Annotated in this window: 30 protein-coding genes and 1 pseudogene; 28 read left to right on the plus strand and 3 right to left on the minus strand. The window is 47.0% G+C overall.

Features of this window, described 5'->3' with window-relative positions:
* Positions 1-42: 42 nt before the first annotated feature.
* The 3 genes from DFP95_RS23455 to DFP95_RS29510 form a co-directional block, all read right to left on the minus strand.
* Positions 43-1,293, minus strand: coding sequence for a tyrosine-type recombinase/integrase (locus tag DFP95_RS23455; protein ID WP_115995131.1), 1,251 nt, complete (start codon positions 1,291-1,293; stop codon positions 43-45).
* Between the two features lie 74 nt (positions 1,294-1,367).
* Entirely contained in the window at positions 1,368-1,826 is a 459-nt protein-coding gene (locus DFP95_RS23460; RefSeq protein WP_115995132.1) for an ImmA/IrrE family metallo-endopeptidase, read from the minus strand.
* A 6-nt stretch (positions 1,827-1,832) separates the two neighbouring features.
* Positions 1,833-2,177, minus strand: a complete 345-nt coding sequence (locus DFP95_RS29510; RefSeq protein ID WP_245987912.1) for a helix-turn-helix domain-containing protein — start codon at positions 2,175-2,177, stop codon at positions 1,833-1,835.
* Positions 2,178-2,356: 179 nt separating this feature from the next.
* Here DFP95_RS29510 and DFP95_RS23470 point away from each other — a divergent pair, with 179 nt between their 5' ends.
* The 28 genes and pseudogenes from DFP95_RS23470 to DFP95_RS23605 all read left to right on the plus strand — a co-directional run bounded on the left by DFP95_RS23470 (position 2,357) and on the right by DFP95_RS23605 (position 19,230).
* Positions 2,357-2,575 (plus strand): XRE family transcriptional regulator, encoded by a 219-nt coding sequence (locus DFP95_RS23470; protein WP_115995133.1) that lies wholly within the window; start codon positions 2,357-2,359, stop codon positions 2,573-2,575.
* A 27-nt stretch (positions 2,576-2,602) separates the two neighbouring features.
* Positions 2,603-2,887 carry a helix-turn-helix domain-containing protein gene (locus tag DFP95_RS23475; RefSeq protein ID WP_115995134.1) on the plus strand — a complete coding sequence of 95 codons (285 nt, stop codon included), beginning with the start codon at positions 2,603-2,605 and terminating at the stop codon, positions 2,885-2,887.
* A gap of 6 nt (positions 2,888-2,893) precedes the next feature.
* Positions 2,894-3,148, plus strand: a complete 255-nt coding sequence (locus tag DFP95_RS23480; protein WP_115995135.1) for a hypothetical protein — start codon at positions 2,894-2,896, stop codon at positions 3,146-3,148.
* Positions 3,149-3,488: 340 nt separating this feature from the next.
* Positions 3,489-4,274, plus strand: coding sequence for a rolling circle replication-associated protein (locus tag DFP95_RS23485; protein WP_245987913.1), 786 nt, complete (start codon positions 3,489-3,491; stop codon positions 4,272-4,274).
* The gene (locus DFP95_RS23490; RefSeq protein WP_115995137.1) at positions 4,249-4,446 is read left to right on the plus strand and encodes a hypothetical protein; all 198 of its coding nucleotides are present in this window, start codon (positions 4,249-4,251) and stop codon (positions 4,444-4,446) included. Before DFP95_RS23485 ends, DFP95_RS23490 begins: the two co-directional genes overlap by 26 nt.
* Positions 4,443-4,679 carry a hypothetical protein gene (locus tag DFP95_RS29035; protein ID WP_181907577.1) on the plus strand — a complete coding sequence of 79 codons (237 nt, stop codon included), beginning with the start codon at positions 4,443-4,445 and terminating at the stop codon, positions 4,677-4,679. Before DFP95_RS23490 ends, DFP95_RS29035 begins: the two co-directional genes overlap by 4 nt.
* Complete coding sequence (locus tag DFP95_RS23495) at positions 4,676-5,206, plus strand: Holliday junction resolvase RecU (protein WP_181907578.1); 531 nt, start codon at positions 4,676-4,678, stop codon at positions 5,204-5,206. The genes DFP95_RS29035 and DFP95_RS23495 overlap by 4 nt, the downstream gene beginning before the upstream one ends.
* Complete coding sequence (locus tag DFP95_RS23500; protein WP_115995139.1) at positions 5,194-5,529, plus strand: hypothetical protein; 336 nt, start codon at positions 5,194-5,196, stop codon at positions 5,527-5,529. Before DFP95_RS23495 ends, DFP95_RS23500 begins: the two co-directional genes overlap by 13 nt.
* 351 nt (positions 5,530-5,880) lie before the next feature.
* The gene (locus tag DFP95_RS23505; protein ID WP_115995140.1) at positions 5,881-6,258 is read left to right on the plus strand and encodes a hypothetical protein; all 378 of its coding nucleotides are present in this window, start codon (positions 5,881-5,883) and stop codon (positions 6,256-6,258) included.
* Between the two features lie 9 nt (positions 6,259-6,267).
* Positions 6,268-7,068 carry a DNA adenine methylase gene (locus DFP95_RS23510; RefSeq protein WP_115995141.1) on the plus strand — a complete coding sequence of 267 codons (801 nt, stop codon included), beginning with the start codon at positions 6,268-6,270 and terminating at the stop codon, positions 7,066-7,068.
* An 11-nt stretch (positions 7,069-7,079) separates the two neighbouring features.
* Positions 7,080-7,610, plus strand: a complete 531-nt coding sequence (locus DFP95_RS23515) for a hypothetical protein (RefSeq protein WP_147304212.1) — start codon at positions 7,080-7,082, stop codon at positions 7,608-7,610.
* Between the two features lie 41 nt (positions 7,611-7,651).
* A pseudogene (locus tag DFP95_RS23520) lies at positions 7,652-7,861 on the plus strand (DUF3850 domain-containing protein); the annotation flags it as partial.
* A gap of 575 nt (positions 7,862-8,436) precedes the next feature.
* On the plus strand, positions 8,437-8,943 hold the full coding sequence (locus tag DFP95_RS23530) for a sigma factor-like helix-turn-helix DNA-binding protein (RefSeq protein WP_115995144.1): 507 nt from the start codon (positions 8,437-8,439) through the stop codon (positions 8,941-8,943).
* A gap of 88 nt (positions 8,944-9,031) precedes the next feature.
* Entirely contained in the window at positions 9,032-9,682 is a 651-nt protein-coding gene (locus DFP95_RS23535; RefSeq protein WP_115995145.1) for a hypothetical protein, read from the plus strand.
* Positions 9,683-9,684: 2 nt separating this feature from the next.
* Positions 9,685-9,807, plus strand: coding sequence for a hypothetical protein (locus DFP95_RS29660; RefSeq protein ID WP_281273448.1), 123 nt, complete (start codon positions 9,685-9,687; stop codon positions 9,805-9,807).
* Positions 9,808-10,175: 368 nt separating this feature from the next.
* Positions 10,176-10,502, plus strand: a complete 327-nt coding sequence (locus tag DFP95_RS23540) for a hypothetical protein (RefSeq protein ID WP_115995146.1) — start codon at positions 10,176-10,178, stop codon at positions 10,500-10,502.
* 416 nt (positions 10,503-10,918) lie between these two features.
* A complete protein-coding gene (locus DFP95_RS29890; RefSeq protein ID WP_115995148.1) occupies positions 10,919-11,200 on the plus strand; it encodes an HNH endonuclease in 282 nt (93 codons plus the stop codon).
* A gap of 113 nt (positions 11,201-11,313) precedes the next feature.
* Complete coding sequence (locus tag DFP95_RS23555; protein ID WP_245987914.1) at positions 11,314-11,907, plus strand: hypothetical protein; 594 nt, start codon at positions 11,314-11,316, stop codon at positions 11,905-11,907.
* Positions 11,900-13,645 carry a terminase large subunit gene (locus tag DFP95_RS23560; protein ID WP_115995149.1) on the plus strand — a complete coding sequence of 582 codons (1,746 nt, stop codon included), beginning with the start codon at positions 11,900-11,902 and terminating at the stop codon, positions 13,643-13,645. Before DFP95_RS23555 ends, DFP95_RS23560 begins: the two co-directional genes overlap by 8 nt.
* A gap of 13 nt (positions 13,646-13,658) precedes the next feature.
* Positions 13,659-14,858 carry a phage portal protein gene (locus DFP95_RS23565; protein WP_115995150.1) on the plus strand — a complete coding sequence of 400 codons (1,200 nt, stop codon included), beginning with the start codon at positions 13,659-13,661 and terminating at the stop codon, positions 14,856-14,858.
* Complete coding sequence (locus tag DFP95_RS23570) at positions 14,842-15,471, plus strand: HK97 family phage prohead protease (protein WP_115995151.1); 630 nt, start codon at positions 14,842-14,844, stop codon at positions 15,469-15,471. The genes DFP95_RS23565 and DFP95_RS23570 overlap by 17 nt, the downstream gene beginning before the upstream one ends.
* A 13-nt stretch (positions 15,472-15,484) precedes the next feature.
* Complete coding sequence (locus DFP95_RS23575; protein WP_115995152.1) at positions 15,485-16,702, plus strand: phage major capsid protein; 1,218 nt, start codon at positions 15,485-15,487, stop codon at positions 16,700-16,702.
* A gap of 15 nt (positions 16,703-16,717) precedes the next feature.
* Complete coding sequence (locus DFP95_RS23580; RefSeq protein WP_220376450.1) at positions 16,718-16,939, plus strand: hypothetical protein; 222 nt, start codon at positions 16,718-16,720, stop codon at positions 16,937-16,939.
* Positions 16,923-17,207: a hypothetical protein gene (locus DFP95_RS23585; RefSeq protein WP_220376452.1), complete on the plus strand. Its 285-nt coding sequence runs from the start codon at positions 16,923-16,925 to the stop codon at positions 17,205-17,207. The genes DFP95_RS23580 and DFP95_RS23585 overlap by 17 nt, the downstream gene beginning before the upstream one ends.
* Positions 17,208-17,243: 36 nt before the next feature.
* Complete coding sequence (locus tag DFP95_RS29895; RefSeq protein WP_425453320.1) at positions 17,244-17,519, plus strand: phage head closure protein; 276 nt, start codon at positions 17,244-17,246, stop codon at positions 17,517-17,519.
* 6 nt (positions 17,520-17,525) lie between these two features.
* Positions 17,526-17,969 carry an HK97-gp10 family putative phage morphogenesis protein gene (locus tag DFP95_RS23595; protein WP_115995154.1) on the plus strand — a complete coding sequence of 148 codons (444 nt, stop codon included), beginning with the start codon at positions 17,526-17,528 and terminating at the stop codon, positions 17,967-17,969.
* Positions 17,959-18,342 carry a hypothetical protein gene (locus DFP95_RS23600; protein ID WP_115995155.1) on the plus strand — a complete coding sequence of 128 codons (384 nt, stop codon included), beginning with the start codon at positions 17,959-17,961 and terminating at the stop codon, positions 18,340-18,342. The genes DFP95_RS23595 and DFP95_RS23600 overlap by 11 nt, the downstream gene beginning before the upstream one ends.
* Positions 18,343-18,345: 3 nt before the next feature.
* Positions 18,346-19,230 carry an Ig-like domain-containing domain gene (locus tag DFP95_RS23605; RefSeq protein ID WP_115995156.1) on the plus strand — a complete coding sequence of 295 codons (885 nt, stop codon included), beginning with the start codon at positions 18,346-18,348 and terminating at the stop codon, positions 19,228-19,230.
* Positions 19,231-19,280 lie beyond the last annotated feature (50 nt).

Raw genomic sequence — 19,280 nt, forward strand, 5'->3', positions numbered from 1 at the left:
GATCGGGGAGGGTAGTGCCCACAAACTGCCCACGAAGGGCTTTTATTCACTAAAGTGAGGGGATAGTAGTTGTTCTAAGCGGTCGGCATTGGTTTTGCGACGGGCCTGTGTCACATGGAGATAGATGCGCTTAGTAACTTCGTCTTTACTGTGACCAAGCTGCGCTTGAATCTCTTCTAAAGTCATACCCGCCTCAGCGCCAAGGCTCGTGTAAGTATGGCGAAGTTTGTGTGGTGTAATACTCTCGGGCAGTCCTGCTCTACTTAGAGCAATCTTCAGTTTATCAGCGTAGTCTTCATACCCGATTGGGTATCCAGGGAGGTGCTTGTAATTAATAAAAATAAAAGCATGATCGCGGTAGTAACTAGGTCCAAACATGAGGCGCAAAGCCTTCACGGCTTTTACTTGTTCCTCTACAGTCGAAATAACTGAATTAGTTATATCCACAGTCCGTGGTTTTTTGTTTTTCGGTGTGCTTAAAAAATAATTCTTCATACCCTTGGAAACGTTAACGGTTGCAACAACCCGGATCGTATGTTCAGTGAGGTCGAAGTTACTTGGTATTAGTGCCATGGATTCCCCGATCCTTAGACCTGTTCGTGATAGAAGGTTCGTAATCCGCGCTGCTTGATTCCATCCGAAAGTCTCTAATTGATCAGTTTGTTCATTTGCGATTACTTTCATTGTTCTTATAAGAAGCGCAAGTTCCTCCTTTTCGAGATACCTGGGTATTTCCGGGGCTAACATATCTTCTAAAGAAACTTCATCGGCGGGAATTTTGGCATCTTCAGTTGGATTGTTTGCTATTAATTTATGTTTTTTGCCCATTCTGAATATAATCTTCATCTTGGCATGAATCATAGAAATAGTACCTCTGTCTAATTCGAGATCCTTATGTAAGAACATTAGAAATAGTTGATAATCCGGATCCGTAATATCTTTTAACTTGCGACCGACAAAATATTCTTTTGCTCTTACTAACTGGTGTAAATACATGTCCTTGGTTTGCCTTTTGATTCCGTTTAGGTAAGCATGTAACTCGATAGCTTTAGGTGCCCATTCGGTAAACAAAACATTATCTTCATCGACATAAGTACCCTTAATTTGTTCAGCCTCGATAAGCACGCCGGCTTGATACGCATCTAGTGGTGTTGGGAACTGCATTGTTTCTTTTTGTTTCCTGTCAGGCGAACCGTCGGGTCTAACGACTGGTACGTCGTACCGATAAGTGAATCCATTTCCGCGTTTTCTCACCCCGGGTGGCAACTCTGCAATGAACCTTTTTCTTACCATTTATTTACTCCTCTCAGAACATATGTTCTATTTAAGCATATAGTTTAACCGCCTTGTAGCGGGGAAGCGTAAAATTAACTTGGTAAAAGCTCAATCACACTAAGAGGCTCAAGCATTATAGTGAAACGGTCATTTATTTGGATGAAAATTCCGTATTTGTCCATGTAACGGTTAATTGATTCTTGCAAGAACTCTTCTGTTACTCCTAGAAACTCTGCAATTTCATGTCGGCCTTTAACTCGGGCTTCATGGGCATCAATGATTCGTTGGAACGGAATAAGTCGGTTATGTGCCCATTCTCGAGCTCGGCGTTCCTGTTTTCGATTGTTTAGCCGAGATTGATCTAGTATATCGCCAGAAGTGGTATGGTAATGCCCAAGTTCTTCGGCGAGGACGCACGTTCGTTCTGTGGTGATGAGTGAATTATTGATCCAAATGACATTATCACTGTATAGACCTTTGTTTTTAAGAGGCAGCTCGTAAGTGTTGACTCCAAGTTTCGTTGCTTCTGTTTTCAGACATTCATACGGCAAATGGAGTCACTCCTGTTGTCGTTGTTTTTTCATGCGAACGAATTCTTTAAATCGCTCTATTTCTTCTAGTTCTTCCTCTGTCCAATCTCCACCGTCGTGGTGAGCTGCGATTGTTTGAATATCCTCGCGTTCCGCTTTTTTCTTTGCCCAACCTTCGGGATCGGCTAATTCAGCTGCATCCATATTAAGTGCTTTACCTATTAGAAGCAGGTTATCAATTGAAGCTCCCGAAAGATCCCTTTCTATCATTGACCTAATCGTTGTATATGCAACCCCTGATGTCTTTGACAAACTCATTGTATTAAATCCTCTAGCTTCAATCGCCTTTGCCAAGTATTCGCCGCGTTTCACTTGAACACCCCTTAACGTATTTAAATTACGTTATTTCGTATCTTTGTTACCATATTAATTCAAAAATACTTAAATGTAAACGTATATTTACGAATCATAGTAAATCCTTGTTGACTAACTATGAATTGTCGTATATTGTTATCAATAGTTACGATATGTCGTATATTGGAGGTGGGCAAATGTACCCTAATTTAGCTGCTGAAATGGCACGTAAAAAGTTGAAACAGCAGGATATAGCCGTGGTTTTGAACGTTCGCTCGGCGACAGTCTCAAACAAACTGACTGGTAAATCCCCTTTGCTGATTGATGAAGCGTTCGGCATCCAGTCCTCATTGTTCCCGGATTTATCATTAGAGTATCTATTTAAGCGTCAAGCGGATCAGCATACCACCGCCTGACCAAAGGCGGATAGAGAGGAGATATCTATGAGCCGCACCTTACAAGCAACCGGACTAATTACACAGTTATTAAGCTGGCTAGATCAGGATGAACAAACCGAAGTTGTTCGTTCTCTCGCTAACGGCTACGGAATCAGGCCAACCAGTAATTTACCTGCGATCTACACAGACCAGCAAGTGGCAGATCGATATAGCATTTCCATTTATACGGTTCGTGAGTGGCTGTCTGTAGGAAAACTTAAAGGGTTTAAAGAAGCTCGCCAGTGGCTCATCCGAGAATCAGATTTAGTGGCTTTTGAGGAGAGGAGGTGAAAAAAGATGCAACTAACTATTCAAGGTAAGCCGATTCGCGAATATGCAGACATGATTATCGTCAAGGACGGCGAGCGAACCGACAGTTATAACCGAAAGTATTATCGCGAGACTGGCGAGGCCGGGGAGCCCATTGCACTCGTAAAAACGAAGAGGCTGTCTTTAACAATCGTCACCGGGTTACACGGTATATTGGCTCCGGTGTCGTTATGTCGTCGGGCTATGAATTTATCACCGACATATTTTTCGGAGCAACCTTGAAGGAATTCGGGACATAAAAAAGACCGCCTCGTATGTCGCTTTAAGGGAGCGATCACGAGGCGAGTCAGTTGCGAAATATACAATGATATCGTAACAACATTGTATCAAATTTCGCGGCGGAGAACAAGCAAAAACAACGCTTTGCCGAGCGTTCTCGGGCTTGTAATGGGTATTATCTTTCCTGCGATACGAAAGTCAAAAATGTTGTGACAGGAGAGGCGGCAACCGATCCTATGAACAAATAGCAGGGAAGATAGACTCTTTACGGCACCAAGTTGGTGGAGGCGTTGCCGTGCGGAGTTTCATAAGAGAAAAGCAGATTTATTGTGGGAAGCATTTCATGGAAGTAGATATATTCTCAAAGACTCAAAATCATCCAATACGGAGGGGGAGAGGGGAAAAGAAGAAAGTGTCCGCCCCAAAGCAACGGAACCTGAACGACAAGAACGCCAAGAGATATTTTACTCAGTTGGTGAACACGAACTTCGGGGAAGGTGACTTACACGTAACAGTCACCTATGCGGAACTGCCCGAGACAATCGAAGCGGCGGAAAAGGAAGCATCAAACTACCTCAGGCGGATCGCCCATAAACGGAAGCGGGAAGGACTACCCCCAATTAAATACGTACTGGTCACAGAATACAGCACTGGGAAGGAAGGAGACCGTCCCGTCAGGATTCACCACCACATTATCATGTCAGGCGGGCTGGAGCGGGATGCAATCGAAGACCTATGGCGCAGACCGAAGAAGAAGGGACAAAAGCTGGGGGAACGGATCGGATTCTCTAATGCCGACCGCTTGAAGCCAAATGACTACGGCCTAGAAGCCTTATCCCGGTACCTGACCAAGGAGCCAGCCGGAAAAAAGCGCTGGAGCAGTAGTCAGAATCTCGAACGACCAGAATACCGGACCAATGACAGCAAATACACCCGCCGTCAAGTAGAGCGGATCGTCCGGGATGAGTTAGACAATCAGGCCTTTTGGCGTAAGCAGTACCCCGAATGGGATTTAACAGAGTGCAAGCCAGCTTACAGCGAGATAACTGGATGGGCAATTTACCTTAAATTGCGGCGATCGGAGAATAAAGGGAGGTCCAAGCGTGAAAGAGAGCGACAAGCTGAATGAAGAAAGAACCGCCGTCGTAAGAGCGCTTGAAATGGAAAATCTATCGCCTGAGCAGCGAGCGCGTGGTTGGAAACGATTTGACGAACTGCAGGAAGAAATACAGGAGGCATATCGAGAAGAGGCGAACGGCGGGATTCAGCATATCCGCGAAACGCTTTGGAGAAAGAAATGAACCGCCATATACCGAAGTCCGGGAAAGAAGTCTTCGAATCATACGAATGGCTGTTTCGCGAAAAATTGGAATCTCTCGACCACTTAACGAGGGAGATGTGGAAAGAGCTCCGTTGGGTCGGCGTACCGACAAAGAAGATTCCAGAAGTGATCGGCGAGTTCTTTGCTTATCTCTGGGAAGATGTGGCCGACAAAGCAGAAAAAGAAGCCAAGTACAGGAGGGTGAGGGAATGAAGGCAAAAATTCCGCGTGGCAATCGCGGCATGGCGTTCGAGAGCCTAATCAACATGACAAACACCATGTACGAGAATCAATCAATCGCAATCATAAATAAGCGGCCGACGCCAGTGAAAATCATGAAGCGGGAAGCAAATAGGATCTACGGCTATCTCGAGCGGCCATCGACGGTGGACTACGACGGACATTATCGGCAACGCGGCATCGCATTCGAAGCTAAATCCGTCGCCGAAGGAGATCGCCTCGATCTCTCCAACGTCGCAAGCCATCAAGTGACATACCTGGGCAAATGCCACTATGTAGGCAATGCAATCGCCTTCCTCATCGTCGCATTCGAAGCGCATCGAAAAGTCTTCATGCTCCCGTATCCGGTACTCGAAACCTTCTGGAAGCGGCAGATGGACGGCATCCGCGGGACAAAGAGCATTCACATTTTAGAGATGGAACGGGAAGGCTTTGAAGTCAGAAGCGGGAAGGTTCCGCTTGATTATCTATCGGTGGTGGACAAGGTATGGGGATTGTAAAACGCAAGCCCATCAACCCGAATATACCAGATTTTGTCGGACTCAAGCTAGACGAGCGCGGCCGTGTCAGTTACCACCCTGACTACCACCCAAGAAACGGCGAACCGTTCTCGGAAGAAGAGAAGATTTACCTTTGCAAATATCAGCATATCGACGGAACAAGAAAGATCGGATGGGCGCTTGGTCGGACGGAATCGAATGTTGACGTCCAGCTTAAGAAACTCAAACGGCACGGACTATACGAAATTTACAAGGGGATGAGCGACGAGGAATGGGAATCAATTTTGCAACGGAACCCGTCCGATCCATCCCAAAACAGCTAGACCATAAACGAGGAAGCAAGACAGCCAAACAGCGCGGAGCAATTACCCCAAAGGTAGCTGCCGAAGTGGACAAGCGTTCCGGCAACCGTTGCGAACGTTGCGGATGGCAACCAGGTAACGCCGATCCAACCGAACACAAATGGACTTTGCAGAGAGCCCACCTTCGTTGGCGATGGAGACAAGACGAAACGACAGCCGAAGAACTCGCTAAGCTCTGTGGTCCCTCAACCAAAACCAAGACCTGTCATTACTGGATCGACCACACGGCCGAGGGGATGAAATGGGCGCTTAGATTACGAGCTCGACTCCTCAAGGAGAAACTCCAACAACAGTAGCGGGAGGGAAAGAACGATGGCACTCGGAGACGTTAGCATATGGAAACTAAAGCCCGGACTACCCGGATATGAATTTGGAATGGACCTCGGGAAACCTCACGAGATTGTAGAAGCAGAATCGTTTATCACGCACGGACGCGTTCATCCTACCATCGTATCGCCAAATAGCCAAAAGTCCGCTAGGGAAAAAGGACAAGCCAAAGCTAAACGATTTCGCCTCGTGAAAGAGGAATATCTAGCCGCGCGCGTTTCAGGACTCAGCCGAGACATGATATGTGAGCGATATAACATCAAGATCGGGACGTTAAGGACATACCTCTCAGAGTGGGATATCCAAGCGCCGGAGCGGGAAACGGCAGCCATGTACGAATACAATCAAGTACTATCGATGTGAGGTGACGGAATGACCGCAAGAATCCTTCACTACCCCGGAAGCAAGTGGAGCATGGCGGAATGGATCATTAGCCATATGCCACTGCATACGACCTATTTAGAACCGTTCTTCGGATCCGGTGCGGTGTTTTTCAACAAGGAACCCTCCATGTTAGAAACGATCAACGATCTTGACGGTGATGTGGTTAACCTATTCCGCGTTATCCGAGATCACCAATCGGAGTTAGAACGAATGGTCCATCTGACTCCATATTCACGGCAAGAATACCTTTCATCCCATCAGCCGGCCATGGACGACATCGAAAGAGCTCGGAGATTCTTAGTCCGCTGCTGGCAATCCATTCGCGTAAAGACCGGATCGATATCGGGGTGGAAGTGCCGGGGAACCCCGGATGACTCTTATCGCATAAAGCAATGGAATGAGTTGCCAGAGAAGATCGCAGATGTATCCGAACGGCTTAAGGAAGTTCAAATAGAAAACCGTCCAGCGCTCCAGGTAATGGCGAGGTACAAGCGAGAGGACGTAATGATCTATGCCGATCCACCATATCTAGCTGAAACGCGTAACGGATCGATTTACACGAATGAAATGACGGATAACGATCATCTTGAATTGTTAAAAGCTATGGACGACCATCCGGGTCCGGCATTCCTTTCGGGATATGCAAATGCGATGTATGACGATCGCTTGCAGCATTGGCGACGGGAAGAAAGACAACAGATCATCGAGACCGGACAAGCCAGAACGGAAGTTCTATGGATCAACCCAATAGCAGCCGAACACGCTGGGAGGCAATTAACCCTATGGTAGGAGGAATAACGGTGAACATCACCATTAAGGAATTGTGCAAGCAGATTAAGAAAAGCCGCTACTTCATATGGACGCTCGTGGACGGTGTTCACTATCTCACGAATCGGCATTGGGCAATCAAATACGCCGAGCTGCCGCGCGAGGTTCTGATTCAACTATTCACAAAGTACGCCGCGATACCCGAAGAGGGAAAAACGATCATCTACGATTGGAACTTCGGCGATACAGTTCACGACAAGCCGGTGAATGTCGCTAAAGTATTTGATGACCATTCTGTAAACGCATTGCCCGGAGTGGTAACGGCCTTCATAAAGTCTCACAATGACCTCAACATGAGAGTTATCAATTTCGATGGAAAGTACGTCCTGGTAAACAACGAATACCTGAAGATGCTGAACGACTATCAAAATTCCACGCCTCACGGAAAGGGAATGAACAGTGCGATTCTCTTCAACGACAACACCTTTATGGTCCTGCCCTACCGCACTACAACGGATACTGCTGGCGACATTCAATTACTGAACGATTTACTCGTTTCTTAGGAGAGGAAGGATAGAAGGATGTTAACTACCTCAAAACACTACCCAAACACTTCCGAGACGTTAAGAGCGGAGTAAAGACATTCGAAGTCCGAACGAACGATCGGGATTTCCAAGTAGGCGATACGCTCAACCTCCAAGAATGGAGCCCTGAGGACGGCTATACAAGCGACGAGATCGAACACAATGTAATGTACATCCTAGACGATCCGGAATACTGCAAAGAAGGATATGTGATTCTAGGGTTCGCGTAGCTCCGACCCGGCCGCATCAGCTCTCGAATCAATCAAGAATTGTTGCAAAGGAGCAGAATCTTATACGGATCTCGCTTACATTCATTACGAAGCACATAAACTCCTATCCCAATATAGGACGGTTAAAGGAGAGGTAACCACTTGACCACAGAAACACCTACACTCATACAAAACAAGCTATACACCATCTTCCTAAACAAAAAGGAAATGGGCTCCATTAACATAAAGGACATCCCTTCTTACATGTCCACTTATTACCCCGGACCATCATACGTGGTCAACGAAGAGGAATCAACCATCCATATAACCGCATCCGTCGTCGAGATGCTAGAGATTGTTGAATACCGAAAGGCACACATCATACATGATTAAGGAGCTGAAGCGGGATGAAGAATTCGTTAACTTTGCAAGTAAATAAGGAACAAATAGTACAACACCTAGAAACGTGTATTGAGATCGAGAGCAAGAAGGATGACGATCGGACTGCCAAGGTACTCGGAAACTTGCGGCAGGAGATCCTAGAGGGGTCATTCGATTATGGTGGGATTAGAGACTAGGGGGAAGGGTGGAGCTGAATGCAGGAGAATAAATTGATTCGCGCAGCTTCGCCCGCTGGATACCGTCAAGCATATCGGACATTACGAGCGCTTAGAACACTTAGCACCGACGAGGGGGAGCGGGAGAGCTACACGGACGCTATAACGGATGTTAATGTAGCCCTTAACTGGATGACCACAGGAAGACCACCACGAAGCAAGAGGGGTATAGAGCGTCGATACAGGAATGTCATATGGGATCCGAAATGGATCGAGACATATCACTCCAAGAATGCGGGATACACGATCGAGCGGGACACCACGATCAAGGAGCTATCCGAAGAGGACAGGCTAAGAATAGACGAGGCCATGTACAACCTATCGGAGCGGGAAAGACAATGCTTCGTCATGCACATCGTCGATTTAATGTCCTTCGAGGAAATCGGAGTGGAACTGCACTTGGGGAAGAGTAGCGTACAGACATTCGTGGAGCGGGCGCGAGAAAAGATCGAACAGGGGAAAATGTTCAATACACTATTGTTCTAAAAATCAGAATGATTTAGTAATAATCTAATATACATTGCAGGAAAAACCTTCCTTTTGTCGAAAACTGTAAAGAGGGGGAGGTAGTATTATGGTTGATTGGATAGATAAAGCTAGGCCATACCTGGAGGCATTATATTTCGTTGCTAGTATCGGCTTGGCCGCCTCGTTATTTATTGGTATGCAACAGATAAAATTGGTTAAGAAGGATATGATAGACAGGAGTAGGCGTTCTGCTGCCGAGAAGAGTTTAGAATATCTCGATAGATACGCCACTAGAATACTCCCGGCGATGCAAGAATATAATAAAAAGTTTAAAGCAGAGGTTCCCAATCCAATTGATACTTCGGCGTATTATAACGATGACTTTAATTACCCATTAGATTTATTGGAAAAGAGCTTAATTGCAGAATTTATTGTTAAACAGAACTGCGGTATTTCTCAACTTCTCAATGAGTTAGAATCATTTAGTGTTGCAATTAATGAAGGTGTTGTTGTGGATGAAATAATGTTCACTCCTATATCAAGAACACTCTGTAATTTCATCAAAGAAGAACATTTATATTTTTCGGTTATTAGAAATATTGGATCACCATTTAAAAATCTAATTGATCTATACTTTAGGTGGAGCGAGCGGATTGAAGTCAACAATTTAGAGTTGCAAAAAATGGAAGTTGAGAATAAGATAAGACAAAAGGGAAATCGACACAAGAGTCGTCCACCAATAGGTACGGAGGGATAAACATGGTTGAACAATTATTGAAATTACCCTTGGATGAACTTCAAGAAATGTTTATTGAAAACACCTTTGATATGAGAACTATTGATCTCACGTTGGATGACAAGGAAAAAGAACAAAACAAGTGATTAACATACTAAAAGAGAAAGCGCCAAATTAATGGTGCTTTTTTTTTGTAAATTAACCTAAAATTCTTGTCGTACGATGCGCGCATATAGTAAGAGATACTTTTCAGGTGACAATACCCCGTTGAGCCGTGGAGGGCTTGATAGTCTGCACCGGTGTATTGGAGCCAAAGAGTATACAGCGCCGTTGCCTCCCTCGCATTCGCAAGAATGTTGTCAGCGCGGCGCTCAACATTAAGGGGAACCGTGAATCAGAGTAGGAAGCTGGCTAAGAATATGGTCTGTAACTGAAATGAGAAGGTTCCCCGAACAACTTGCAGGAAAAACCTTCCTTTTGTCGAAATGTTGTTGACGGGGAGGTGATTTACAGAATGGAATGTTTCGGATGTTCAGGAGAAGGAAAAGTAATAACTACTGAGTGGAACGAAGAATGGGATAGGCATGATAGAAACTCGCCATCAACTTACGATACCAACCAATGGGTGGCAAGATCAGGAATAGAGAAGTATGCAACGTGTCAAGTGTGCAAAGGAACAAAAGAAGTATCGGTATTAAGCCTTGGAGAGCTAGAGGGAAAAAGAATCAAAACAGTGAAGATTCGAAACGAAGGATTAAAGGATTTCAATTATATTTTGTTGCGTCTTGAAGATGATTCCTTTGCAAAAGTATTAATCAAAGACATATTATATGGTAAATAATTATTTGCGCCTTCGGGTGCTTTTTTTATTTGCATCGGAACCGACCGAATATGCCCAGTGAAACGGGGGCCGGATATCATTCATGTTGGAGGGATAACGAATGGATAGAAACATAGTAGAACAGAAGCTTGACTACCTGAGAGAGCTACGATCAATCGAAGTGAAATCGAGTGAGGATATCAAGCGGCTGAACGAACGCATGAACCACCAGGTATGCGATAGCATAGAGCAGGACTTAGGGGTGGACAAGGGAAGCTGGATAAAGAAAGACGAGAAGCCTACACACCAATGCATAGGATGCGGGTTCCAACGACACTATCCTCATCCCAACATAACGGACGGCATAGGCTGCCATAAGTGTAATGACTCAATGATACCTATCCATATGATTCCTAAACAATAGCAGGAGCGGGACAATGGCGAGACATCCTGAGATATATGCAGCTCCTGAGTGGGAGCGAGCGAGGCAATACGTTATCTTGCAGGACAATGGGCTATGTAGGATATGCAAAGCGCTAGGCAAGGTTAAGAGCGGCAAAGAGGTAGATCACATCATAGAGTTGACCAATGAGAACAAGCACGATTGGAACATTGCTTACAATCCGGATAACTTACAATACCTATGCACCGATTGTCACAATAACAAGCATGAGCGAAGTATAGGACTCCAAAACTTCATAGTTCCTCCCAAAATTTAACCCCCCCGGGTCTTTTTTTATTTTAAAAGCCTTGGAGACCGTAGGGGGGAGATTTCAATTTACTCGCGGGATGGTTTCATGTGACCCCCCTCCCCTCGAAAGGGTGTGATAGCTTGAAAAAGGAAAAGGTCGTTGATTTTCAAAAAAATGCGAATCAAGATAGTTCGGATTGGGAAGAGCGACTAAGGCTATCCCCAGACGAGATCGCGGAGCGGGAGGCATCCGTTCAGATTAAAGTGGAAGAGGCGAAGCGTAAGCAACGCTTGCAGGAAATCGATGAGGAGCGAGAACGGCGACGACAAAACGAAGAAGCCGAACGCGAACGCGTAGAGAAAGAAAAGAAGGCGAAGAAGCGCAAGCTTGCGGCAGAAGAGAAGCGGCTCCGGGAGAGTTACAAGGAATTGCCGCCCGATCTAATGCGCATAGCCGATGGCCTTATTCAACGAGCTGCTTTTATGAGAATGACACTTGAGATATATGAACATGACTTGGACGAGAACGGGTACGTCGAAATGTTCTCGCAGTCGAAGGATGCCGATCCTTACGAGCGGGTTCGTCCGGTTGCTCAACTATATAGCACGATGAACGCCAACTATCAAAAAATTATCAAGCAGCTCGCCGACCTTGTCCCGGTCGCTCCGCCGATTCCTAAAGTCGTCGAAAAAGATCAATTCGAAGACCTGTTAGCACGGAAGACAAATGGCTAATGTAATACCTCCTTACATTTTCGCTTGGCATGATTATGTAAAGCGGGAACCGAAGAAGCACGGCCGGGACATCAAGGCACTTGTTAAGTTGATCGAGAGTCTTCTCAAAAGCAAGACAGTCCGCTACGATCCGGTTGACGTTGACGCATTCATCGAGTTTTGTTCAATGGTGAAGCACCGGGAAGGGCGATGGGCAGGGCAACCCTTTGAATTGTCCATCGAACAAAAGTATATCGTCGCTTGCATATTCGGATTCAAAATGTACGACGAAGAACTTGAAATGGAAGTACGTTACTTCCGGGAGCTTGTTCTTTTCGTCGCGCGGAAGTGGGGGAAGTCAACCTTCATTTCGGCGATTGCCGATTTCTTGTTAATGGCGGATGGCGAACCGGCTGCACAGGTTTGGTGTCTCGCTACCATGAAGACACAAGCGGCGATCGTGTACGAGAACGCGAAAGCCTTCTTGCAATCGAGCGATGTCCTTACGCCTGCCGGAAATCCTAAGAAGCATTGGCGGACAAAGCGGGATAAGGATAACACTGAAATGCTGCTATTCCCGGCGAAGAACAGCTTCATGAAAGCCGGAAGTAAGAACAGTGAGAATCAGGATGGACTTAACCCGCACGCGTACATCATTGACGAGCTGCACGCGATAAAGAACCGCAATACGTATGACGTCTTCTCGTCCGCCCAGGGCGCTAGGACGCAACCGCTAGGCGTTATCATATCAACGTTCGGTTTCGTGCGTGAAGGGATTTTCGATAGTGTTTTGGAACGGTGCAAGAAAGTGTTGGCCGGGAAAAGCAAAGAACGAATATTCCCCATGATCTTTCGAATCGATGATGATGACGATCCGAGCGATCGGACGTGTTGGATCAAAGCCAATCCCGGAGGGGACACGGCCCGACCAACAATGAGCTACCTCGAAGGCGAGTATCAGAAGGCGCTTGAAGATCCCGCGCAAATGCCTTCCTTCCTTTCGAAGCATTTGAACAGAGCAAGCGGGTCATCGGTGATTTACTTCGAGTTGAGCGCGGTCGATAGCTGCTTGATTGACATGACCGAGGATATGGTTCGAGACAAGTATGCGGTCGGCGGCGTGGATATGGCGGAAACAACGGATCTTTGTTGCGCGACGGCGACCATTCCATTCGGCGGAAAGCTCTATGTTTTTCAAAAGTACTTCATTGCGCGGCAACGCATCGAGCAAAACAGCAAGGCGGATAAAATGGCTTATGAAAGTTTTTGTAGCACGGCAGCCGAAGACCTGTTAAACCATGAACTGCTTCATGTATGCGAGGGAAGCATGGTTAAGAAGTCGGATGTCACCGCTTGGTTCGTTGAATTAGCGACGACGTTTCAAGTCACGTTCTGGAAGATTGGTTATGACCGTTGGCACGGGGGCGATTGGGTTGACGACATGGAAGCAAACGGGTTCCCAAAGGAAAATGAAAATGGTCGCGGGGTAACATTCGCGGTTGCGATGGGGGCAAAGTCCTTGTCCGGACCGATGAAAGAAACGCGTTCATTGTTCGAGGATGTAGGCATTCAATTCAGCCGGCACAACGGTTTATTCCGATGGTGCGTGACGAACACGGCCGCGAGGATTGACGTTAACAGCAACATTCAACCGGATAAATCAAAGAGCAAGGCACGTATCGACGGATATGTGTCTTTTTTGATTTCGTATATCGCCTATAAAAAAGTAGCCGATCAGTTTGAAGAATATCAGCCGTAGGGGAGGTGAGAAATTGGGATTATTTCAGAGAGCCGCAAACTTTCTAGGGATCAGCTCGCAGCCAAAAGTTACGGCCGCGCAAGTCATTGATTTGTTGAATCGGGGATCTTCGATACTCAGTTTAGGCAAGGACTTGTACAACATTCCGGAGGTTCGAACGGCGATCAATTTCATAGCCGAAAAGGTCGGATCGGTTCCGTTCTATCATGCCCGGGCAGATAACGATGGGAATGTTACGCAGTTAAATGACCACGTTCAGTATGTGCTTAGTGTACGGGCGAATCCGTACCAATCGCCGCAAGTGTTTTGGACGTATGCAATCACTCGGTTGATGCTTGCGAATAACGTCTACATCTTTCCGGATTGGGATGACAACGGAAATTTAAGGGCGCTATTTGTCTTGCCCTTTACGCAGCACACCTTCGAAGAAAAGGAAGGCGTTTTGCGAATCAAGTTCCCGGCGGCTGCAGGGTACGACTTTGCCTATGACGATATTATTCATTTGCAACGTTTCCCTACGCAGAACGGAGGGGCGACGAGGCAAGCGACGAGCGGATATGTTCAGATCGTGAACACGCTCCAGGAACAAGCGGTCAAAGATAGCGAGAACAGCCAACGTATCGCCGCGCTCCTGATTAACAAGTCATCTCTTAAAGGCACGGACATGAAAAAGAAGCTCGAAGAATTCAAGGAGCTATTTCTCACGGCAGAAAATACGACCGGCTTCGGCATGATTGGCTCCGAGTTTGAAGTTCATGACCTTGACTTGAAAATGAGTCCGCTTAATAAGGACGTGCTGGAGACAATCGTAAATTACTTGTACACCTACTTCGGGGGATCGAAAGCGATCTTTACGCATTCGGCGAACGAGTTGGAACACGAGCAATTTATCGATAACACAATCAAGCCGATTGTCTTTCAGATTGAAGAGGAATCGACGTACAAGCTATTTTCTTCCAAGGAGATCGGCCGCTTTCATAAAGTGCTTGCCGAACTAATTGACCTCGAAGTTAGCACATTAGGCGCGAAGACGACCTTCTTTAAGGAAATGCTTTTCGCTTCAGTTATGACGCGGAACGAGGTTAGAAAAAGAATCGGATTGCCGAAAGGCCCGCAGCAGTTGGATGCGTACATGGAAAGCAAAAACTTCCAGACGCTTAAACCAGGCAGCTATACCGTGGAAGGAGGTGAGACGGATGAAACCGGAAAATAAGAAATCTCCCCTTGCGTCTCAATCCAAGAGGAAGCTTCGATACGACGATGATAAGGGGCGATTCCGAGCGATCGAAGAAGAGGTCGACGGCAGTAAAGTGCGCCGGCTTCGCGGGTATCCCATCCTATTCGGAGTTCTTGGAAGACCTTGGCGCGGTAGTGATTGGGTTGAAAAGGTAGACAAGGACGCATTAGCGGGCGTGGACTTTAGCAAGCTCGTTATCCTTTTGAACCACGAAACGACGTGGGTACTAGGACGCTACGGGAAGAACCTAACCGCAACCGTAGACGAAACGGGGCTATTTGTTGAGGTCACGCTCGGGAACACATGGATTGATGATTATGTGTTCGACCGCGTTGAAAAGGAACTCATCGACGGCATGTCTTTTTGGTTTGATAACAACGCGATTATCGCCAGTGATTGGACGAATAAAATCGATGTCGTTGTCAAAATCAACGAAGTGTATGAGGTTAGCTTAGTGACCTTCCCGGCTTATGACGAGACGGTCGTAATTGCGGAAGTCGTCGCAGAAAATGCGGACGAGTTGGAAGCTGAACCAGAAGAAAATGAATTAATGAAAGATACTTTAATCAATTTGATTGCTCAATTATAAGGGGGACTTTCCAATGAAAATGACTCACAAGCAAGCGGCCGAATTGAAACGCGAAAAAACCGAGCTTGAACAGAAACGTTTGGCCTTGAAAGATAAGGTCAAAAATCACCGGGACGTCACGACGGAAGAGCTGAACGCAACGGTCGACCAACTACGCACATTAGCGGAGCAGATCGACGAGATCAATGTACAGCTTGCCGATGCACCAGAAGCAGAAAAAAGAGGGGGAATGGGTGTGAAGACGATCGAATTGAATGAGGAGAATTTCCGCAGCTCCGACAAATACCGGGATGCTTTTTTCCGGAGTTACATCACGCGTTCCGTTTCTACGGAAGACGCGGAAATCATGGATCTTGGTAAGCGAGCCATTACCGACATGAACGGTGGAAGCGTGACGAGTGGGGCGGCCTTCCTTGTACCGCAAACGACGCTCAACGTCATTCAATCCGTCATTACGAAGTATGGTCAAGTATACGCCGCTGTGACGAAGTACGGCTTCACAGGAGACGTAACCCTTCCGATCGGTACGGCCGGGGCGACAACCGATAACGGCGACGGCACAGTGACACTTAACTTCGCATTCACCGAAGCGAGGATTGCGCAATCCGCAGTCGTGGCAACGATCAAAGTCAAGAATTTGCTACTTAAAAACAGCATTTCCGCGCTTGAGACGTTCCTCGCTACGGAAATGGGTAAATATCTCGGCGTGTACCTGGATAACGCAGTTATCAATGGCGACGGCGCCGGTGGTTCCTTCACGGGTATCGTTCCTGCTATCACGGTTGCACCTTCCCAAAAGCAAACCTATTCCGCAATGGATTGGGGCAAGCTCATGGACATTGAGGGAGATGTCGATAGCCCATACGGCGACGATGCGGTGTTTATCATGCGTCGGAAAACTTTCTTCAATCGCTTCCGGAAAATGACGGACGCGGGCGGAGCGCCTATCACAACGACGATTCCGGTCGTCACTGGAAACGGCAAAACAAAGTTCTTCCTTGATGGTCATGAAGTTATGTTCACGACCGCAATGGCGCTCGATGATATCTTGTTCGGAGATATCAAGCAATACATCGTCAACGAGTCCCAGGATATCGTGATTGAATCCTCTAGTGTCGGCGATAACTCGTTCGGTAAGGATGAAACAATGTGGCGCGGTAAGGTGTATAGCGGCGGTACACCAATGTTTGCTAAAGAAACGTTCACGTTGTGGGGCTATTCCGCAGTTTAACGAAGGGGTGACCGCATGAAACGATCAGATAAAAAAACGCCCGATGCCGTAATGGTGGAGGGCGTTGATCTTTCTAAAAAGGCAGATCAAACCGTTATGATTTGGAAGGCTACACGGCCATTGACCGACAGAGAACACGAACAATTGTCGGATAGATTACGTTATGAATCTGAAAAAACGGGAATCAACATTGTGTTGGTTCCTTTTTCAGTTGAAGTAGGTGTCAGCGCTGAGTGACGACGAATTGCTTGAGAAGGTAAAGACGGGCCTTAGCATTACGGGAACGGCGAGTGACGCGAATATCAGACTAAAGATCATTGCCGTTAAGGGGTTCATGCTTAACGCGGGGATCACGATCGAACAGATCGAAAGTGATCTTGGCGTCGTCACGCTCACGATAGGCGTATCCGATCTTTGGAATGTAAATTCCGGTGAAGTCGATTTCTCCAATGCGTTTAAGACGATCCTTATTCCGCAGCTCCAAGCGGTTAGCCTGGAGGGATGACAGTTGGGACAGACGCGAAGAGACAGTTTAATCGAATTGATTTCTTATACAGACGGCATAAGCGAAATGAGAGATCCCATTAGGGTGCCTGTTAAACGCGCGGTGTTCGCGGACGAAAAGTCCGTGCGGCAATCTGAATCCTATCAAGCTGCCGCCGTTGGTCTGAAAGCGGAGGTCATGTTTGTGATATGGCCCAATGAATATGAGGGTGAAACTGACCTTGAATTCAACGGGAAACTGTATTCCGTTATACGGACTTTCAAAAGGGACGTTCGGGATCTAGAAATCATTTGTATTGAATCGAAAGGGTGATATTTGATGCCAGTACCTCCAGCCGTTCGAATTAGAAGGGATGGCGTCGAATATCTCTCGAACGTCGAGCGTGCCAAATACCTCATACGAGAACTGACACGCGCAGCTCTCCGCGACAGCGGGAAGTTGATTCGTAATCGCGCATTGAACGAGGTTCGAAAGCTGAAAGGGTTCAGGCGAGGTAAGCGTCCACTTAGAGCCTTTCAAACTTGGGTCAAAGCGCGCGAGGGCGTCCTCGTTGTCGGGATAAAACACGACACGTGGTACGGCGTTCAGCAGGAGCTAGGGACAAGTAAACAACCCAAGCGAGCGATTCTAACGAATGCGGTCATGAACAATATCAGCGACATTCGCCGGATTCAAGGGGTTTATTTAAGCTCCATTGAGGACGAGAACCGCGCCCTAGGACTCATTGATGAAGATGACGAGGGGGTTGGCGATGAGCAGTAACAGCGTCATTGAAATCCGCAAGGTGGTTGGTGCAAGGTTGGCGGAGATTCATCCCGAGGTGTATTACGAGTTTGCCGATGATAAGGCGCAATTCCCATATCTCGTTTTCGACCTTCCGAATTCGTTCGATGACGGGACGTACGAGAATTTCGTCATGGACATCGACGGTTGGGATGCGCCAAAGGGCGGGGACACCATGCCGCTTGAATTGATGATGGCTGCAGCGGACGCCGTTATTCATCGGCAGATCATTCGCGTTCCTGGTATGGCGTTCATCATGTACCGCGAAAATCGGTTATCGCCTCCGGACGATGACAAGAAGATCCGACGCAGGAAAATCATTTATCAAATTAGAACATTTACGGGAGGTTAAATCATGCCAGTACAATCGGGATTTACAGAAAACACAGCGGAACATTTGATTTTTGATGCCGGTGCATTCTACAAGAACTATAATCCTGTAACCGGGGTCGGAACGCTTATCGGTGCAACGCGCGGGGGTGGCGAATTCGTTGCAAAACCAACTATTCGACCGATAGAAATCGACGGCGTAAAGGGTCGCGCAAAGGGACTCAATGTAATCGACGCTTGGGATGTCTCCATTAAGGCAAACTTGATTGAGATTACGCCGGAGATTTTGCGCGTTGCGCTTTCTACGGGCGAAGTAAATACGACAGATCCCGTGTACGATGTCGTGACGGCCAAAAATACGATCGAGATCGCCGATTACATTGATAACATCGCTTGGATTGGTCGATTGTCGGGCAGTAATAACCCGGTAGTCATCATCATTTACAATGCGCTGAACACCGAGGGCGTCACATTGACGACTGCGGATAAAGCCGAAAGCGTCCTTCCAATCACGTTCTTTGCGCATTACGATGCAAGTGACTTGGACACGGTGCCTTTCAAGATTTACTATCCGAAGCTTTCAACGGATACCGTAAATCCAACCGTCGTGACGGTTCCGGCTGATGCGGCGACAGCGATCGCGACAACTGCGAATATCGTTTGGACATTTAACGAGGCGATTCAGCCGGCGGCCGTTAGTCCTGCGAACTTCTTCTTAATGAAAGCGCTGGACGGAACGCTTGTACCTGGATCGCTCGCGCTTAATGCCGCGAGAACCGTTGTCACGCTTGATCCTACTGCAAATATGACGGCGGCGACTGCCTACATCGCGACAGTGACCAAGAACGTCAAGGATTTGAACGGGAATGCTTTAATCGACAATGTCATTACGAATTTCACAACCGCCTAATTTTTCAAATACAGAGGAGCGTCCTTTAGCCAGGGCGCTCTTACTCATGG

The sequence above is a fragment of the Cohnella lupini genome (assembly GCF_003386205.1).
Lineage (GTDB): Bacteria > Bacillota > Bacilli > Paenibacillales > Paenibacillaceae > Cohnella > Cohnella lupini.

Excerpts from the sequence above, each read along its gene's own strand:
- DFP95_RS23455 (WP_115995131.1), bottom strand. The coding sequence starts at position 1,293 with ATGGTAAGAAAAAGGTTCATTGCAGAGTTGCCACCCGGGGTGAGAAAA.
- DFP95_RS23470 (WP_115995133.1), top strand. The coding sequence starts at position 2,357 with ATGTACCCTAATTTAGCTGCTGAAATGGCACGTAAAAAGTTGAAACAG.
- DFP95_RS23475 (WP_115995134.1), top strand. The coding sequence starts at position 2,603 with ATGAGCCGCACCTTACAAGCAACCGGACTAATTACACAGTTATTAAGC.
- DFP95_RS23480 (WP_115995135.1), top strand. The coding sequence starts at position 2,894 with ATGCAACTAACTATTCAAGGTAAGCCGATTCGCGAATATGCAGACATG.
- DFP95_RS23485 (WP_245987913.1), top strand. The coding sequence starts at position 3,489 with ATGGAAGTAGATATATTCTCAAAGACTCAAAATCATCCAATACGGAGG.
- DFP95_RS29035 (WP_181907577.1), top strand. The coding sequence starts at position 4,443 with ATGAACCGCCATATACCGAAGTCCGGGAAAGAAGTCTTCGAATCATAC.
- DFP95_RS23495 (WP_181907578.1), top strand. The coding sequence starts at position 4,676 with ATGAAGGCAAAAATTCCGCGTGGCAATCGCGGCATGGCGTTCGAGAGC.
- DFP95_RS23500 (WP_115995139.1), top strand. The coding sequence starts at position 5,194 with ATGGGGATTGTAAAACGCAAGCCCATCAACCCGAATATACCAGATTTT.
- DFP95_RS23505 (WP_115995140.1), top strand. The coding sequence starts at position 5,881 with ATGGCACTCGGAGACGTTAGCATATGGAAACTAAAGCCCGGACTACCC.
- DFP95_RS23510 (WP_115995141.1), top strand. The coding sequence starts at position 6,268 with ATGACCGCAAGAATCCTTCACTACCCCGGAAGCAAGTGGAGCATGGCG.
- DFP95_RS23530 (WP_115995144.1), top strand. The coding sequence starts at position 8,437 with ATGCAGGAGAATAAATTGATTCGCGCAGCTTCGCCCGCTGGATACCGT.
- DFP95_RS23535 (WP_115995145.1), top strand. The coding sequence starts at position 9,032 with ATGGTTGATTGGATAGATAAAGCTAGGCCATACCTGGAGGCATTATAT.
- DFP95_RS29660 (WP_281273448.1), top strand. The coding sequence starts at position 9,685 with ATGGTTGAACAATTATTGAAATTACCCTTGGATGAACTTCAAGAAATG.
- DFP95_RS23540 (WP_115995146.1), top strand. The coding sequence starts at position 10,176 with ATGGAATGTTTCGGATGTTCAGGAGAAGGAAAAGTAATAACTACTGAG.
- DFP95_RS29890 (WP_115995148.1), top strand. The coding sequence starts at position 10,919 with ATGGCGAGACATCCTGAGATATATGCAGCTCCTGAGTGGGAGCGAGCG.
- DFP95_RS23560 (WP_115995149.1), top strand. The coding sequence starts at position 11,900 with ATGGCTAATGTAATACCTCCTTACATTTTCGCTTGGCATGATTATGTA.
- DFP95_RS23570 (WP_115995151.1), top strand. The coding sequence starts at position 14,842 with ATGAAACCGGAAAATAAGAAATCTCCCCTTGCGTCTCAATCCAAGAGG.
- DFP95_RS23575 (WP_115995152.1), top strand. The coding sequence starts at position 15,485 with ATGAAAATGACTCACAAGCAAGCGGCCGAATTGAAACGCGAAAAAACC.
- DFP95_RS23580 (WP_220376450.1), top strand. The coding sequence starts at position 16,718 with ATGAAACGATCAGATAAAAAAACGCCCGATGCCGTAATGGTGGAGGGC.
- DFP95_RS23595 (WP_115995154.1), top strand. The coding sequence starts at position 17,526 with ATGCCAGTACCTCCAGCCGTTCGAATTAGAAGGGATGGCGTCGAATAT.
- DFP95_RS23600 (WP_115995155.1), top strand. The coding sequence starts at position 17,959 with ATGAGCAGTAACAGCGTCATTGAAATCCGCAAGGTGGTTGGTGCAAGG.
- DFP95_RS23605 (WP_115995156.1), top strand. The coding sequence starts at position 18,346 with ATGCCAGTACAATCGGGATTTACAGAAAACACAGCGGAACATTTGATT.